Below are 15,400 nucleotides of genomic sequence, written 5' to 3' on the forward strand. Positions count from 1 at the left end.
GCGGGCAAACGGAAGAGAATTCCACACATAAGAGTACACGAGTCGTGTGATTCCTCTGATTTTTCATTTCTTCCCGCGCAAGCGGTATCAGTCTCAGTTGGATGCTGTGCTGGCTGAAGGGCAGCGACGCGGGAAGGATTCTGTCCGATTGGATTGGTTGAGTACCTGCGCGCGAAGGAGCGGGTTGGAGTGCTTCGGCGCAAAAATATGTCAGAAATGAGACCGCGGAAATGGCTGCGGGCGCCATCGTCAACGATTCCACATAGGATTGCGATAGTGATTTTTGCCACACTTCTTTGTCTTGTAGCCTTGCCTATGGCGCAAAAGCAATCGATGCCGCGAGAGGCGTTGGTAAAGGCTTTGCGCTCCGCAGCAGGAAATATGCCCAGGGTTGCCATGAGACGTCCTCGACGTGGCTAACCAGCGAGCATCCGGATAGCGACACCAATTTGTTGCACCTTCCTAGTAGCGGCATATTCCGCCCAGGGATCAACGTGGCCGGCGGCTTCCACGAACTGCAGGGCTGTCTGGAACGTCCAATGGTCGCCCACCGACTGAACCTCCAGTTCCTCCGAGGATGCCGGCGTCGTGGGCCTCGTTTCTTCTTGCTTTCTGCAATCGATTGCATTAGATTAGGAATCGAAAGCGATAGCCCAGTGCAGACTTCACATGACTGCTTGCCCTCGCTGGAGATCCCATCATCAAAATATGCAATCGATTGTAAGGAGTGTGCCACATGGCCGAAGCTACGCAAGACAGATCGAACCTGAATCGCCCGTACTGGGGAGCCATTCTTGGCGGCAACGTCGTCGAGGCTGGCGGTGACCAGGAGTTCTTCATAGTCGAGGAAGCAGCGACTGCCAAGCCACTGGGCCGCGTGGTGTCCGCGGACGAAGCGCTCGTAGGTCGCGTGGTGGCGGATTCGCGACAAGCTTACGAAAATGACTGGCGCCGGCGTTCGCCGCGCGAGCGCGCGCAGTTGTTGCACCAGGTTGCTTCGAAAATTCGCGAGCACGCTGACGAACTTGCCGAACTCGAGGCACGCGAAGTCGGCAAGCCAAAGCGCGATGCACTCCGCTTTGATGTCTCTTATTGCCATGCCTGTTTCGACTATTTCGCGGGCCTGGCCGATACGCTCCATGGCGAAATCCTTGACCAGGGTGCGATTGAAGCGCGCGTACTATTTGAACCGTATGGCGTGGTCGCAGCCATCCTTCCGTTCAATTGGCCACCGATTCACTTTGCGAAGAAGTCTGCACCGGCACTGGCTGCGGGAAATACCGTCGTCGTGAAGCCGGGTGAACAGGCGCCACTCACCGTGATGCGACTGGTCGAACTGGCCAATCAAGTGCTGCCCCCAGGCGTGCTAAACGTCGTTCCAGGCATCAAGGCCGGGCCCGCTCTGGCGTCGCATCCCAAGGTGGAGCGCATCAGCTTTACAGGTGCAACCGCAACGGGCCGCCGCGTTCTGCATAGCGCGGCGGAGAACATCACTTACGCGACCATGGAGCTTGGTGGCAAGAATGCGCTCCTCATTCTGGAGGATGCGGACATGGAGGTGGCCCTGAATGTCGCGCTCGAGGGCATGTTCTACAATCAAGGCGAAGCGTGCACGTCGACGGCGCGCATTCTCGTCCATGAATCCCGATACGCGGAGTTCGAGACCAAGTTTGCTCGGGCCACCGAGAAACTCGTTGTCGGCAACGGACTGGATGCGAGGACGGACATCGGTCCAATGGTCGACGGCAAGCAGCGCGATCGCGTGATGGGGTATATCGATATTGCCCTGCGCGAAGGCGCACGGCTCGTCACGCAAGGTACGTTGCCGACCGATTCACAGTATGAGCACGGCTACTGGGTTCCACCCACCGTCCTTGGCGATATCGTGCCGACGATGACGGTCGCCCAGGAAGAGATCTTTGGGCCTGTTGCATGCCTGATGCGCTTCAAGACCGAGGATGAAGCCATCGACATTGCAAATGGTACGGCCTATGGGCTGACCGCCGCGATTGTTACGACAGACGAGGATCGTGCATGGAAGCTCGCGCGTCGCCTCGAAGCCGGCATGATCTTCGTTAACAACTACATGCGCAGGGCTTTCCTTGGATCGCCATTCGGCGGCGTGAAAGGAAGCGGGTATGGTCGTGAAAACGCGACCGAAACGCTAAAGGAGTTTGTACGCTCCAAGAATGTTCGTTTCCCGTCCGGCAAGACGCCGATTCCGACGTGGCCGCCTAAAGACTAAGCCGCCTGCCAGCGGATGACTGATGTATTGAATGCCGGGGTCGCTCCTGGAGACAAACGCGACACCGGTGTCCGGACAAATACACCACGGAACACACCAATGAAGAAGATTCTCATTCAGAATGGGTACGTCGTAACCGTTAACGGAAGGCGCGAAGTTTTCGAGCGTGGCGCGGTTGCGATCGAAGGCAAGCGAATAGCTGGCGTCTACGCAAAAGAAAATACGCCGACCGGCGAGTTTGACGAAATCATCGATGCCAGCGGCTGCCTGGTCATTCCTGGCCTTATCAATCTGCATCAGCATCCGTGGTATTCGATGTTCAAAGGGATCGCGGACGGACTGCTGCTCGAGGACTGGATCAGCGACCTGGTCTTTCCGCTCGTCCGACATCTGTCAGAAGACGCGATGCGGCTCAGTGGCTACCAATGCGCCCTCGAGATGCTCGCCACTGGCACGACGACTTCATTCAACCACTCCGTATCGGTAAGCAACGACGCGATCGTCAAAGCGAGCGTCGAATCCCAGGCCGAAGTCGGTATCCGTCAATTCTTTGGCAAGGAACTGCGATGCCGTAACAGCCGGTTCCTCGACCATCCGCTTTCGCTGGATGAGTCGTTGGCTGCTGCTGAAGAAGATATCCGTCGCTGGGATGGCAAGCAGGATGGTTTGATCCGCATGGGCATGGTCATCGAGGCCAATGCCCATTGGACTTCATCTGGCATGAGCACGGAAGAGCTCATCATTCGGGGCACGGAACTGGCGCGAAAGCTGAACGTTCGCATCAGCAGCCACATTGCGGCAGGTACGTTCTCCACGGAAAAGGGGTTCCTGAAGCATCTGCGTGAAACCGGCCGTACGGACGTGCGCTACCTCATGCAGCTTGGTGTCCTGGACGAGCAATGGATGTTGATTCATGGCATCCACTGCACCGAGCTGGATCTCGAGCACATGGCGCATGTGGGTGCCGGCCTCGTACTACACACCCACCAGCGAAGCAATGCGCGGTGGCGGCATTGCGCCCGCGGCAAATGCGCTGCGGGCGGGGGTGGCGACGGCTCTTGGCACCGATGGCGCCATGGTCGATTACACGAACGACATGCTCGAACAGGTTAAGGCATGCGTGCTTTTTCAACACCAGCGTCATCTGGACCCGACACGCATGCCGTTTGAGCGTGCATTGGAAATGGCAACCATCAACGGTGCACGTGTCCTCGGCGTCGCAGACGAACTGGGTTCGCTCGACGCGGGAAAGGTGGCCGATATCGCGGTCTTCGACATGCGCGGCCCTCACGTCGGATCACTTCAACGCCCACTATCCGCATTTCTCGGTGCCGGTAAGGGAACGGATGCAAAGTATGTCGTGGTCAATGGCGATATCGTCTATCGCGAAGGGGAGTTCACGAAGTTCAGGGAGCGCAAGGAAGTGCTGCGCAACGTCGAACGGCTCGCGGCGGAGATCATCACGAAGGCCGGGCTTGCATCCAGGCTGAATGTCACCTGGTTGGAGAAAAGTCCTCCACTTTTTCCCCGCGTACCTCGGCCTAACCGGACACCAGCGATTTCAGCGTCATGGCATACGTGAAATTCATTCTCGCCTTCGCCTTCCTCTCGGCTGCGGTCGTCAACCTGGCAGGTCCAAAGGCCATCCGCGCCGAGTTCGCCAAATGGGGTTACCCGGATTGGTTCAGAGTAGCAATTTCGGCCGTCGAACTCGGCGGAGTGATTTTGCTTTGCATCACCGGAGCAGAGTGGATAGGGGCATCCATTCTGCTGGTCGTCACGCTGGGAATTTTGATGTCGTTCACCAGATCGAGAGAATGGATGCGAATGCAGTATCCGTTTGTGTTGTTCCTCCTTCTGGCGGCAGTTCTCCAGCAACCCCACGCTTGATGTCTTCGAGCGCCAAGGCGACGCCGAACTCGTCATGAAAATATGTCGGCGGTGGTAAACCCTCATCATCTTATGCAATCGATTGCATATATGATGACATCATCCGCTCCCTGATGAAGTTGTTATTGTCAGAAACACCCCGTTGCAACAGGAATTTGCGATGCTCTTCCGACCCATTAACGTCAGAACATTGATCAACGAACGACCGATGTCGCGGTTCCAGATCCGGACACTGGTCCTGTGTTTTCTCGTCCTGGTGACAGACGGATACGACACGGTCGTTCTCGGATTTATTGGCCCCTCGCTTAAGTCCCACTTTGGAGCAAGTCCGGCGCAACTCGCCCCCGTGTTTGGCGCCGGCTTCTTTGGTTTGGCGGTGGGGTCATTTCTATTCGGACCTTTGGCCGACCGCTTCGGAAGAAAGGCGGTGCTGTTGACAACCGTCGTCATGTTCGGGCTTCTGAGCTTGGTATCGGCGTGGGCGCCTTCGCTCGAAATACTGATTGTCCTTCGGTTCCTCACCGGATTGGGACTCGGCGGTGCGATGCCCAACGCCTACACACTGGCCGTGGAGTACTGCCCCGATCGTTTGCGATCGACGCTCGTGGCGCCGCTAGGCTGCGGAATCTCGGCGGGTGGGGTGCTGGGTGGCTTGATTGCGCCGCATATGATCAGCGCTTTTGGCTGGCAGTCCATGCTGGTCCTCGGCGGCGCATTGCCGATGCTCGTCGCCCTCATCCTTTGGGGGGGCTACCCGAATCGGTGCGTTACCTGGTTGCGAAAGGCCGCCAGGACGAGGCTCATGCGATTGTCAAACACATCGATCCGGCCGTTCCGAGGGAAAGGGCACTCGTTCTTGACGAGGATGCCGCCAAGGGGTTCCCGGTTTCCCAACTGCTGCATCCGAGCCTTCGGGGCGGAACGCTGCTCCTGTGGGTCACGGCATTCATGGCATTGCTCGTTGTCTACTTTCTGGGCAACTGGTTGACCATGCTCGTTCAGGAGGCCGGTGTGCCGTTCAGCCAGGCGTCGCGGATGACCGCGCTCTACCTGACCGGCAATGCGCTTGGTGCGGTCCTGCTGGGCTTCCTGATGGACCGGATGAACCCGCAGTATGTCGTGGCAAGCGCGTTCCTGTGCGCCGCCATTAGTCTTGCTTCGCTCGGCCATCTGGCAGGCGTGCCGGCCATTGCCGTGGTTGCGCTGCTGATCACGGGCGTTGGCACCGGCGGCGCCATGACCGGCACGAGTATCCTGTCGGCAGGCTTCTATCCCACCGTTTCGCGCGCCACCGGTGTGGCGTGGACGCTGGGCATGGGGCGCGTGGGCTCGATTGTGGGTTCGATGGTGGGCGGCGCAATGCTGGCAGCCCACTGGGCGCCAACTCTGATGTTTGTGGTCGTCGCGGTGCCAATTGCGGTGGCGTCAGTCAGCGTCTATAGCCTGGGGATCTTTCGCCGTCGCCATGCGCAACGGCCATTGCCGCCATCGACGCGAGAAGGCGCTTCAGGTCATGAGTCGGCATCCGAAGCATGAATACCTGTTTCATCGGAGACGCGACGGGCAGGGGCATCGATGGCCGGAAATCGTCGCTGCCGTCAGCCTACCGCAGGAAAGTTCGAGCGTTTCGATGTCTCGTACGCCAGTGTAGAGGCCGACCTGATGGTCAACCAGCAGCAGGACGGCGTTGTCGTGGGCCAGGCGGTCATACAGGTGGGGCGAGTTCATGGTGAGGGGTTCCTGAGGGGACTGGGACGTGGGTGCTGCCGCGGTAGCGGCGCCACTGGCGCCGATCGCAGTAACAGCGATTGCGGTGTTGGACTGGTTCAAAAACTGGCGGCGGTTCATTTTTGGCTCCTGGATCGCGTATCGGGGTGGAACGAAATCTAGTGTTGAGACAAACCGATAGAAATCCGGCCAAAGGGAAACAATCGTCCATCAAGTGGGACAATCCGCCGGCGCGTCGCGCCGCTACCATCAAGCACCTGGGTCCAGCGATGCTCGATCTGAACGACGTCTACTACTACGCCAAGGTGGTCGAGCACCGCGGTATCACGGCTGCGGCGCTGGCACTCGACAAGCCAAAATCCAGCATCAGCCGGCGCATCCTTGCGCTGGAGGCGTCGCTGGGCGCGCGCCTGATCCAGCGAACGTCGCGGAAGTTTGTTGTGACCGAAATTGGCGCCGAGTTTCATCGTCACGCCCTTGCCATGCTGATTGAGGCCGAGGCGGCGGAAAGCGTCGTGCGGTATCGCATGGCCGAGCCGAGTGGCACCATTCGATTCACTTGTTCGGTCGCCTTCGCCCAGTTGGCTCTGGCCGAACTTATGCCGCAGTTCATTGCGACCTATCCGCACGTACGCGTTGTGCAGCACGCGACGAATCGCCAGGTAGATCCAGTGCAGGAGAACTTCGACATCTGCGTGCGCGCACATGCCGAGCCGCTACCCAGTTCGTCGCTAGTCCAGCGTCACTTGGCTCACATTCCCTGGTATTTGTTCGCAGACCCAGGATATCTCGCGCGCAAGGGCATGCCCGGTGAGCCAAATGAACTCTGTGGGCATCACGGAGTTGCGCTCGGCGGTGCCCAGGAAAGCCACTCGTGGCGGCTAAGCCGAGTATGTGATCCCGATACTGTTGCCGTTCCCTTCACGCCGAGCCTTCTGAGCGACGACATGGTGACGCTGAAGGCGGCCGCTTGCGCAGGCCTGGGTATCGTTGCACTTCCCGGTTATGCAGGGCGCGGCGAGGTCGAGCGGGGGCATCTGGTTCGTGTCTTGCCTCAGTGGACCGCGGGAGTCGCCACATTGAGCTTGCTGATGCCTTCGCGCCGTGGTCTGCTTCCTTCCGTGCGTGCGTTCAGCGAGTTTCTGTCGGCGTACGTGCCCGCAGCCGTTCAATGAGTTGTGTCCAACCGAGGATCCGGCGCAATTGCGCAATGGCGGTCAGCCAGCACCTCCCATCGTGCCGTCCGCCAATGGCTTTCCAATGCTCGACAAGACGAAGTTCGCCGCATCTTTCGCGGGTGACGTGAAGGCCGACCGGGCTTCCTTCCTCGCGAATGCGCAGGTACCGTGGGGCGTCGACGCTTGGACGGGTGAAATCACATCGGCAGCGTGGCGGCAGAAGCCGAGCTGGTATCCGGTTGAGAAGGACGACAAGATGATTCCGCCTGACGTGCAGCGCGCGATGTCCAAACGTGCCGGTGCTACGGTAGTGGAATCGCAGGGCAGTCATGGCGGCCGTGGGCCTTTGCAACCGACCGCACCCTCGCTGGCGCGACTCGAAGGGGAGATCGGTCGGCAACCTCGGGTAACCGAAGGCGGTAGTGCGCTCGATCCGCTGGCATACGAAATCGATGAATGAGCGAACCTTGGGGGATACCGTCCTATGCTGAGGGAACACGGCATGAATGTCGTGGTTGCCGCGGCTCCACTGCGGTAGCACGTGCACCAGCGCGCCTGATTCGAGATCGGCCCGACAAAGATAGTCGGGAAGGCAACCGATGCCGGCGCCACTCAGTACTACGGTGCGGACGGTACCAGTATCGTTAGCGGAGAAAAGCATGTCGCCGTGGACAGTCTCCACTTCCGCGCCCTTATGCATGCGCCATTCTATTTTGCTCGCGCCGCAGTCCAGTAACTTGTGCCGGGCCAGGTCTGCCGGTATTTCCGGCGTGCCATTGGCCTGGAGATAGGATGGTGCTGCAACCAACTTCAAGGCCACGGCTGCCAACCGCCGTGCCGCGAGCCCGCTATCTTTCAACGTGCCTGTACGGATGACGACATCAATGTCTTCGCCCATTGGTTCAGCGTTGTGACTTGTTTTCAACGATGACGCCTTGGCGCCCGCCAGGGCCCGATTGCTCCAACTGTTGCTCCCTGACGATAGGGTAGATCTCGAGTGTGCAAACGATTGTATAAGCAATGCAATCGTTTGTAGAATGAAATCTCCCATGACAAAGAAGGAGAGCCATGCAGGCGATGGAGCGGCATGGCAGAGGAGAAATCAAATGAAAGCATGCAAGTGGGTAGCCGCCGCGCTGGCGACGGTCCCGGCCGTTGCCGCTGCACAGTCGGTCACGCTGTACGGCCTGATCGACACGGGCGTGGAGTATGTCAATCATATCGGCGCGGCCGGCAACGGCGTCGCGCGCATGCCGAATCTGACCGGCACCGTACCGTCGCGCTGGGGCCTGCGTGGCACGGAGGATCTCGGGGGCGGACTCAAGAGTGTATTCGTGCTCGAATCCGGTTTCGCACCTGACGCGGGTACTTCGGGGCAAGGTGGCCGATTGTTCGGCCGCCAGGCATTCGTAGGGCTTAGCGATGAGCGTTGGGGGCAGCTCACCTTCGGGCGGCAATTTACGATGCAGTTCTGGTCGACCCTTGACTCCGATATCCTGACGTCAAACATCTATGGCGGAAACGCCCTGGATAGCTTTCGCGCCAATCCCCGAGCCGACAACGTTATCGGGTACAAGGGAAAGTTCGGTGGGGTGACGATCGGCAGCACCTATAGCCTGGGTCGTGACACAGTCAATGCGCCAGCCGGGGCCAATTGCGCCGGCGAGAATCCGGCCGACAAGACCGCGTGCCGCGATTGGTCGGCGATGCTGGCGTATGACGCGAACACTTGGGGCGTTTCCACGGCATATGAATCGATGCGTGGCGGCGCGGGCGCCACTGGCGGCCTGACCAGCAGCAGCCGGAAGGACGATCGCTGGATCTTTGGTGGCTATATGGCGCTGTCCAACATGAAGATCGGTGTCGGGGGTACGATTCGCAACAACGAAGGCAGCGCCACGCCGCATAGCCAGCTCTACTACGGTGGGGTTTCCTACGACATCACGCCAGCATTCAACCTGGCCGGCGAGGTGTATTTCCTGCGCTTCAACAACAGTCCGAACAAGGCCTGGCTCGAGGCGATTCGCGGAACCTACTCGTTCTCCAAACGCACCGCGGTGTATCTGACTGCCGGCTTTATCGATAATCGTGGCAATCTCGCGTTGTCGGTCAGCAGTGGTGATACAAGCAGTGCCGCGCCGAAGCCGGGAGGCAATCAGTTTGGCGCAATGATGGGCGTAAAACACACATTCTGACGGGCAGGTTTCCCCGCTTCCATGGCGTTGCCAGAGCGGGGAAACCTGGATGCAACGAGGATTGGCCGTGTTCGCGTCAATCAGCTTGCTTGTGCGTCGTTAGAACGTCATGACGGCAAACTGATTATTCAAGTAACGCTGGGCGAGTTCGACGTAGCGTACGGCGGTCGCATTCAGGCCCTCCCGTTCCCCGTCTGTAAGCGATCGAAGGAGACGAGCAGGATTTCCCGCCCATAATTCTCCAGAACCGACCACCTTGCGCGGAGACAGTACCGCGCCCGCAGCTAGCATGCCTCCTGACTGGACGATGGCGCCATCCAGGACGCGCGCGCCGAAGCCGACGAAGGCGTTGTCTTCGAGCGTGCAAGCATGCAGGATTGCCCCGTGGCCGACGGTGACGTCATCGCCAACAATGCATGGCAGTCCGTTGGTGGTGCCGTGGATAATCGTGCCATCCTGAATATTGGTCCGATGGCCGATGGAGATCTGCTGCACGTCCCCGCGCAGGACGCAGTTGAACCAGATGGACGACTGAGTCCCGATGGTCACGTCCCCGATGATTTGCGTTCCCTGGGCAACAAAGGCGCTTCGATCGATGACAGGCAGGAGAGGCGAGGGGGGTGTAGGGTATTCAACTTGTCAGCTCTGAGCGTTGGCGCGCTTGCGCGCAGTTGCCCGCAGCGAAAGAGCGGGCGTTGAAAAGTCTGCTTATGAGCGGGGCATCATGCCCCGATTGAGTCTGTGCCCCGCCGCGTGCGGTTGCCTATTTGATCGGCGGCACCGGGCGTGTCGGAGTGCCTTCCGCTAGCACGAATTCGCAATGCAGGGTGTAGTACGGCGCCTGCTGCCCGGAACGAGGGCCGGATCTTGCCTCATGCCGCTCGAACTTGCCGATCAGATCTGGCGTGACACCGAACGTGACATCCGAGTCCAGGTACTCGGCATCATCGGCAAAGATCTGCGAGATCAGCGTGTCGTGACCTTCCGCGAAAACGACGAAATGCAGGTGTGCCGGGCGGTATGGGTGGCGATGCTGGATACGGAGCAGGTCTCCGACGGGGCCGTGCGTGGGTACCGGGTAACCGGCTGGCCTCAGGCTTCGGAAGTGGAAGTCGCCGTTCGCATCCGTAAAGAAATGGCCTCTCAGGTTCATCTCCGGTTGGCCCGGATCCTGATTCTCATAGAGGCCGACAGGCGAGGCCTGCCACACGTCCACCCTCGCACTCTGGATCGGTTCTCGGCGTGTATTGAGAACTCGCCCACTGACAAAGATCGGTGTTGCCGTCGTATCGTCCTGGACGATCGATGCGCCGAGTTCATAGTGCGGTGAGCCCTCACGAAAGAAGGGCCCAAGCAACGCTCCGCCAGTACGATCTTCATGCATGGAGTTGTTCAGCACCTTGACCACTGTGGAGTAGCCAAGTACATCCGCCAGGAGCACAACTTCGTTGTGGGAGTCGGTGCAAGTCAGACCAACCTTTCGCAGGAAATCCAGCCCCTGTTCATACTCATCATCGCTCAGCTTTACCTGATTCAGGAATGCATGGCCGTGCTCGACCAGTGCATTCAGGATCTCCTTGAGACGCGGGTTTTCGGTCCGGCTCATTGCGGCAAGCACGACGTCCGTTACCGACGCGGCATCACTGACAATGCTGCCTTGCTGCACAGATTTCGTCATTACATTTCTCCTTGCAATCGTTTGCATGCTAGCTCCTAAAAGCGCAGTTGTCAAAGTCAATGTTGAAGGCTGGGATACGTGTGTTTCGAATGCAGCGTCGCCCGTAACCCTCATGCGCACAACAGGTAATCCGCAGCCGCACCTTGACGCCAACGGCGCCGCGGAACTACTATGCAATCGATTGCTTTAAACTTGGAGGAGATTACATGAACAGGATAACCGTCCTCGGCTTCGAAGGCGCCTTCAACCTTCCGATCTGGGTAGGGCATCGGCAACGGCACTTCGAAAAGCACGGGCTGGAAGTCAGCCTGGAGTACGTCAAGGGATCGGTCGAGATGGTCAACCGCCTGACTTCGGGCACGGCACAAGTCGCCTTGACGAGCGTGGACAACGTCCTGGCGTATCGGAGCGGGCATGGCGAAACGGCAAACGGCAGCGCGCCTGACCTGGTGGCATTCATGGGAGGCGATCATGGATTTCTGTCGTTGATGTCGCAGCCAGAGATCACTGCTGTTTCGCAACTGCGAGGCAAAACGCTTTCGGTGGACGCGCTGACCACCGGCTTTGCGTTCCTGCTGCGGGAAATCCTTGTCGCGAACGGCATCGCGTCGACCGATGTGGCATTTGATGCAGCGGGCGGCACGGGCAACCGGTATCGTGCGCTGGTCGCCGGCAAGCACGACGGGACATTGGTGCGCACCCCTTTCGAGCGCCTGGCGGAACGCCAGGGATGCAATGTCCTGGTGAGCGGCAACTCGCTATTCGCGGACTACCTGGGAACGGTGGGTGCGGTCCTGCAGTCTTGGGCATCCCGAAACCGGGAGCAACTTGTCGGATTCTTACTGGCGTATCGGGAGGCGTTGAACTGGATCTTCGACGCGAGTAACGCCAATGCGATCGTCGAAATCCTGCGGACAGAGTTTGCCCAGCTCACGCGCGACGACGCGCGCGCCGTGCTCGATGACCTGGTGGACCCGGCACACGGACTCATCCGAGATATGGAAATTCCGGACGCGGGACTCGCTCTTGTCTCGCGTATTCGAGACAGCCATGCATTGGTGCCGACGACTCGGCCATTTGTGGATTGCGTGGACCGGCAATACCTTCGACTGGCACAGGAAGCAACCGGCTGGTCGCGCTAGCCGACGGGGTACCGCCAAAGCAATACGGGCGAGGATGCATTGGCATCCTCGCCCGGTGACGTGGCAACCGCGCTATGCGCGGATTTGCTCAGTCGCTCAGTCGACGACTGCAATGGCCTGCACTTCAACCAGCATCTCCGGCTTTGCCAGGCCAGTGACGGTGATCAGCGCACTCGCAGGAAAGTTGTCGCCGAACACTTCTTTGCGGATCTTGGTGAACTGATCGCCATAACGCCCGTCGGTGATCGATACCGTCATCGTGACAATGTCCGCGAGCGTTCCCCCGCCTCTTCGAGGGTTTCGGAAATCCGACGAAATACCTCACGCGCTTGTCCGTCGAAGTTTCCGGCGAGGGATTTACCCTGTCCGTCCTCGACCACGGTTTGGCCTGCCAGCCAGACGATCGTGCCGCCTTGCGTGATGACTGCGGGGGAGTACGCCCGCTGTTGCGTGGCATCGCGCTTGATATAGCGGCGGACTTGCTTGTGTTGCTGCTCATTTGCCATGTGAAACCTCGCTTTCGCTGAGTGGGTGAAAATTGAAGGTTGGTAAGTGTCTTGTGCAATCGATTGCAGATTAGTGTAAGAGGACCAAGTTGTCAAAGCTCACGTTCGGACTGACTAAACGATTTTGCCGTGTCGGGGAGGGGCGATGCAGGTCGGTGGTGCCGTCGAGCCACGAACGATCAACTTCGGCATCAGTTTTACCGTCACCGCTTTGCTACGTGGCGATTCGATCTGGCGAAGCAGTAGGGCTGACGCCTGTTCGCCCATGTCATGCACGGCCATTCGGATCGTGGTCAGCGGCGGGACGAGTGCGTCGACGAAAGGCATGTCATTGTGGCCGACCAGCGAGACATCTTCCGGACAGCGTATATCGGTGGCACGCAAGTAGTCATAGCAGCCCATCGCAACCAGATCGTTGCTGGCCGCGATGGCGGTCAGCCCTGGGAGGGCTCCGAACAACCGGGCACAGGCTTCTTGGCCGGCCTGACGGGAGTAGCTGGTCGCCTCGACGACGCACCATGCGTCTCGCCGCAGCCGATGGCGCCGCACAGCGTGCTCGAAGCCCTCGCGCCGCAAATGCCCGGTGGACAAGACTTCTGGGCCGGCGATATGGCCAATACGCCGATGGCCGAGCGCTACCAGGTGGTCCACTGTCATGCGCATGGCGAGCTGGTTGTCGTTGACCACGCAGGATGCACAGCCGGTGTCCTGCCCCCGGTTGACCAGGACCACCGGGACATGCCGGGCGAGGCAGTAATCGAGCAGCGGGTCGTCTCGCTCGGCAGTCGCCAGGATCAAACCTTCCACCTGGCGCGCAACAATCTGGTCTATCACGAAGCGCCGGCGGCTCTTGTCCGAACCTGCATTGATGACGATCGGGACATAGCCGTGGAGGGCCAGCATCGCCTCGATTCCAGCCAGGATGGGCGGAAACACTGGATTTGCGAGGTCGGGCAGTACAACGCCGACCAGGCCAGAGCGCTGCGTACGCAAGCCCGCGGCAATGCGGTTGGGGCGGAAACCCCATGCGTGGGCCACCTCCAGGACGCGTGCCACGACGTCCTGCGCCACAAGGTGCCGCGTGGCCGGATTCATCACGCGGGAAACGGTGGAGTAGTGGACCTCGATCTCGGCCGCGAGGTCTTTAAGCGTGACACGCTTGCGCTCGGACATGGAGAAGGCTTGTCGTGGCGTGGTGTTTTGCCTACTGCCCGCTTGTCGCGCCAGACTGCCGCACCACAGGCGCCAGCTTGCTGATTTGCGCCTGGATATAGGTGCGGAATTCCTGAGGGTAGAGGGCTTTGGTTCGGCGCCTTCCGTTGCCAGACGCTCGCGCACATCGGGAGCCGACAACGCTCGGGTGATTTGAATCATTGGTGTCCTCCTCACTTCGGATACTTCAAAAGTCAATTTGCGAATCAGCCTGCGGGTCTCTGCCCGCGATTTCAGTGGCATACCGGGGCCACGCAGGATGTTGCACGGCCCGGCTCGACGCTCAAGGTTTCTGGTATGGCATAGCCAGTAGCAGCAGGGCCGGTCTATTGTGCGGATTCGACACTTGGCGCGCCTCGTTGGGTGCCAGCCGCACGGAGTCGAACTGGTCAAGCTGCACGGATTCTTCCGGTGTGTGGATGCAGACCCGGCCTTCGAGCACCACGTAGTGTTTTTCCACCGGCGAGGCATCCATGGAAGTCTGTCCGCCTGGCAGCAGGACGGAAACGCCCAGCCACAGTGCTTCGGACGGCCCCGCCTCGTGCCCCTGCAGACGCAGGCAATGCATGCCATGATGATTAGGCGGAAAGTAAACCGGCGCTTCGTCAAAACGTGTGGTGTTCATGGCTTTAGCACCACGCGCTCGGTTGCGCCCTGCAGCACCGCCCGATAGGCCTGGTCGGCCCGCTCGAGGCCGTAGGTGTAGGTCGGCAGTACGGGGAAGGGCTGAAGCTTTCCCTGAGCGAACATCGGGGCCAATTCATCGAGAATGCGCGCACAGGCGGCACTGTCAAGCGCCAGTGTATCGACGCCGACGTAAGTGTGCTGACCACGGTAGAACGCAAAAATGTCGAAGGGCACCGCCTTCTCGATGGTCGAGATGAAGATTTGCTTGGCACCAATGGCCATGGCCTGATTGGCCTGCTCGAAATACGGGCTACCTACGGTGTTGTAGACGATGTCGGCACCGTGGCCATCCGTTTCGCCGCGCACCACCGCGGCAATGGCTTCGCTGCTGGCATCAATCATGCGCACGGGGCCATTGGCGTGGCCTCGGTACGCCTCGGCCGTGCGCTCAATGGCGAAAACGCGGGCGCCTAGGGCGGTGGCAATCTGAATCGTGGCCTGGCCGACTTTGCCGTTGCCACCGCAGACCAGCACGACGTCGCCGGCCGAAGGCATTCCAGCGCGACGCAGACCCTCATAAGCGGTGATGAAGGGTACGCCCACGGCGCCTGCTTCCAGCAGCGACAGGGCTGCGGGCTTGGCCCGCACTGATTGCGCATCGATGGTTAGATATCGGCCGTGAGTGCCGTCGCGGCGAATGCCTAGTTCGCCGCCGCTACCCCAGACCTCCAGGCCGACCATGTCGCTCGGGCCGTCCACGACGACGCCGGCATAGTCACGGCCCGGTGTGCGCGGCCACACCGCATGCGGCATCAGACCTAGGGTTGCCTTGACGTCGCTCGGATTCACGCCGGCGCTCACCACTTCAATCACGCACTGGCCGATGCCGGCTGTGGGGCGGGCCACGCCTGCCAGTTGGAGGCTAAGGGAGTCGATGTCCGAGGCTTTCTCGGTGATACGGATAGCGTTCACGTTATCTCTCATTGTCTGTTTGGGTTG

Annotated in this window: 15 protein-coding genes and 3 pseudogenes; 10 read left to right on the forward strand and 8 right to left on the reverse strand. The window is 59.8% G+C overall.

Annotated features, from left to right (window positions below):
- Positions 1 to 736: 736 nt before the first annotated feature.
- The 6 genes and pseudogenes from OMK73_RS13885 (at position 737) to OMK73_RS13910 (ending at position 5,671) form a co-directional block, all read left to right on the forward strand.
- Positions 737 to 2,245 (forward strand): aldehyde dehydrogenase family protein, encoded by a 1,509-nt coding sequence (locus tag OMK73_RS13885; RefSeq protein ID WP_267602567.1) that lies wholly within the window; start codon positions 737 to 739, stop codon positions 2,243 to 2,245.
- A 99-nt stretch (positions 2,246 to 2,344) separates the two neighbouring features.
- Positions 2,345 to 3,358, forward strand: a complete 1,014-nt coding sequence (locus OMK73_RS13890; RefSeq protein WP_267602568.1) for an amidohydrolase family protein — start codon at positions 2,345 to 2,347, stop codon at positions 3,356 to 3,358.
- Positions 3,243 to 3,827, forward strand: a complete 585-nt coding sequence (locus tag OMK73_RS13895; RefSeq protein WP_267602569.1) for an amidohydrolase family protein — start codon at positions 3,243 to 3,245, stop codon at positions 3,825 to 3,827. Before OMK73_RS13890 ends, OMK73_RS13895 begins: the two co-directional genes overlap by 116 nt.
- On the forward strand, positions 3,824 to 4,135 hold the full coding sequence (locus OMK73_RS13900; RefSeq protein WP_267602570.1) for a DoxX family protein: 312 nt from the start codon (positions 3,824 to 3,826) through the stop codon (positions 4,133 to 4,135). The genes OMK73_RS13895 and OMK73_RS13900 overlap by 4 nt, the downstream gene beginning before the upstream one ends.
- Positions 4,136 to 4,343: 208 nt before the next feature.
- Positions 4,344 to 4,823 (forward strand): annotated as a pseudogene (locus tag OMK73_RS13905) (MFS transporter); the annotation flags it as partial.
- 74 nt (positions 4,824 to 4,897) lie between these two features.
- Complete coding sequence (locus OMK73_RS13910) at positions 4,898 to 5,671, forward strand: MFS transporter (RefSeq protein ID WP_267602571.1); 774 nt, start codon at positions 4,898 to 4,900, stop codon at positions 5,669 to 5,671.
- Between the two features lie 9 nt (positions 5,672 to 5,680).
- On the opposite strand, the gene OMK73_RS13915 is transcribed toward OMK73_RS13910, so the two are convergent.
- Positions 5,681 to 5,983, reverse strand: a complete 303-nt coding sequence (locus OMK73_RS13915) for a hypothetical protein (protein ID WP_267602572.1) — start codon at positions 5,981 to 5,983, stop codon at positions 5,681 to 5,683.
- A gap of 149 nt (positions 5,984 to 6,132) precedes the next feature.
- On the opposite strand from OMK73_RS13915, the gene OMK73_RS13920 reads away from it, so the two are divergent.
- Positions 6,133 to 7,038, forward strand: coding sequence for a LysR substrate-binding domain-containing protein (locus tag OMK73_RS13920; RefSeq protein ID WP_267602573.1), 906 nt, complete (start codon positions 6,133 to 6,135; stop codon positions 7,036 to 7,038).
- A gap of 85 nt (positions 7,039 to 7,123) precedes the next feature.
- Entirely contained in the window at positions 7,124 to 7,501 is a 378-nt protein-coding gene (locus OMK73_RS13925; RefSeq protein WP_267602574.1) for a hypothetical protein, read from the forward strand.
- Between the two features lie 42 nt (positions 7,502 to 7,543).
- On the opposite strand, the pseudogene OMK73_RS39145 reads toward OMK73_RS13925, so the two are convergent.
- Positions 7,544 to 8,092, reverse strand: a pseudogene (locus OMK73_RS39145) (LysR substrate-binding domain-containing protein); the annotation flags it as partial.
- A gap of 55 nt (positions 8,093 to 8,147) precedes the next feature.
- Here OMK73_RS39145 and OMK73_RS13930 point away from each other — a divergent pair.
- Entirely contained in the window at positions 8,148 to 9,236 is a 1,089-nt protein-coding gene (locus tag OMK73_RS13930; RefSeq protein ID WP_267602575.1) for a porin, read from the forward strand.
- A gap of 99 nt (positions 9,237 to 9,335) precedes the next feature.
- Here the strand turns inward: OMK73_RS13930 and OMK73_RS13935 are convergent, their stop codons facing one another.
- Complete coding sequence (locus OMK73_RS13935) at positions 9,336 to 9,785, reverse strand: gamma carbonic anhydrase family protein (protein ID WP_267602576.1); 450 nt, start codon at positions 9,783 to 9,785, stop codon at positions 9,336 to 9,338.
- A 214-nt stretch (positions 9,786 to 9,999) separates the two neighbouring features.
- Positions 10,000 to 10,941 carry a dioxygenase gene (locus OMK73_RS13940; protein WP_267602577.1) on the reverse strand — a complete coding sequence of 314 codons (942 nt, stop codon included), beginning with the start codon at positions 10,939 to 10,941 and terminating at the stop codon, positions 10,000 to 10,002.
- A 179-nt stretch (positions 10,942 to 11,120) separates the two neighbouring features.
- Between OMK73_RS13940 and OMK73_RS13945 the strand changes: the two genes are divergently transcribed.
- Positions 11,121 to 12,056: an ABC transporter substrate-binding protein gene (locus tag OMK73_RS13945; RefSeq protein ID WP_267602578.1), complete on the forward strand. Its 936-nt coding sequence runs from the start codon at positions 11,121 to 11,123 to the stop codon at positions 12,054 to 12,056.
- Positions 12,057 to 12,152: 96 nt separating this feature from the next.
- On the opposite strand, the pseudogene OMK73_RS39150 reads toward OMK73_RS13945, so the two are convergent.
- The 4 genes and pseudogenes from OMK73_RS39150 to OMK73_RS13970 form a co-directional block, all read right to left on the reverse strand.
- Positions 12,153 to 12,562, reverse strand: a pseudogene (locus tag OMK73_RS39150) (RidA family protein).
- Between the two features lie 114 nt (positions 12,563 to 12,676).
- On the reverse strand, positions 12,677 to 13,735 hold the full coding sequence (locus tag OMK73_RS13960; protein WP_267606369.1) for a LacI family DNA-binding transcriptional regulator: 1,059 nt from the start codon (positions 13,733 to 13,735) through the stop codon (positions 12,677 to 12,679).
- Between the two features lie 322 nt (positions 13,736 to 14,057).
- Positions 14,058 to 14,399, reverse strand: coding sequence for a cupin domain-containing protein (locus tag OMK73_RS13965; protein ID WP_267602581.1), 342 nt, complete (start codon positions 14,397 to 14,399; stop codon positions 14,058 to 14,060).
- Positions 14,396 to 15,385: a quinone oxidoreductase family protein gene (locus tag OMK73_RS13970; RefSeq protein WP_420715532.1), complete on the reverse strand. Its 990-nt coding sequence runs from the start codon at positions 15,383 to 15,385 to the stop codon at positions 14,396 to 14,398. Before OMK73_RS13970 ends, OMK73_RS13965 begins: the two co-directional genes overlap by 4 nt.
- Positions 15,386 to 15,400 lie beyond the last annotated feature (15 nt).

It is taken from the genome of Cupriavidus sp. D39, assembly GCF_026627925.1.
Classification (GTDB): Bacteria; Pseudomonadota; Gammaproteobacteria; order Burkholderiales; family Burkholderiaceae; genus Cupriavidus; species Cupriavidus ulmosensis.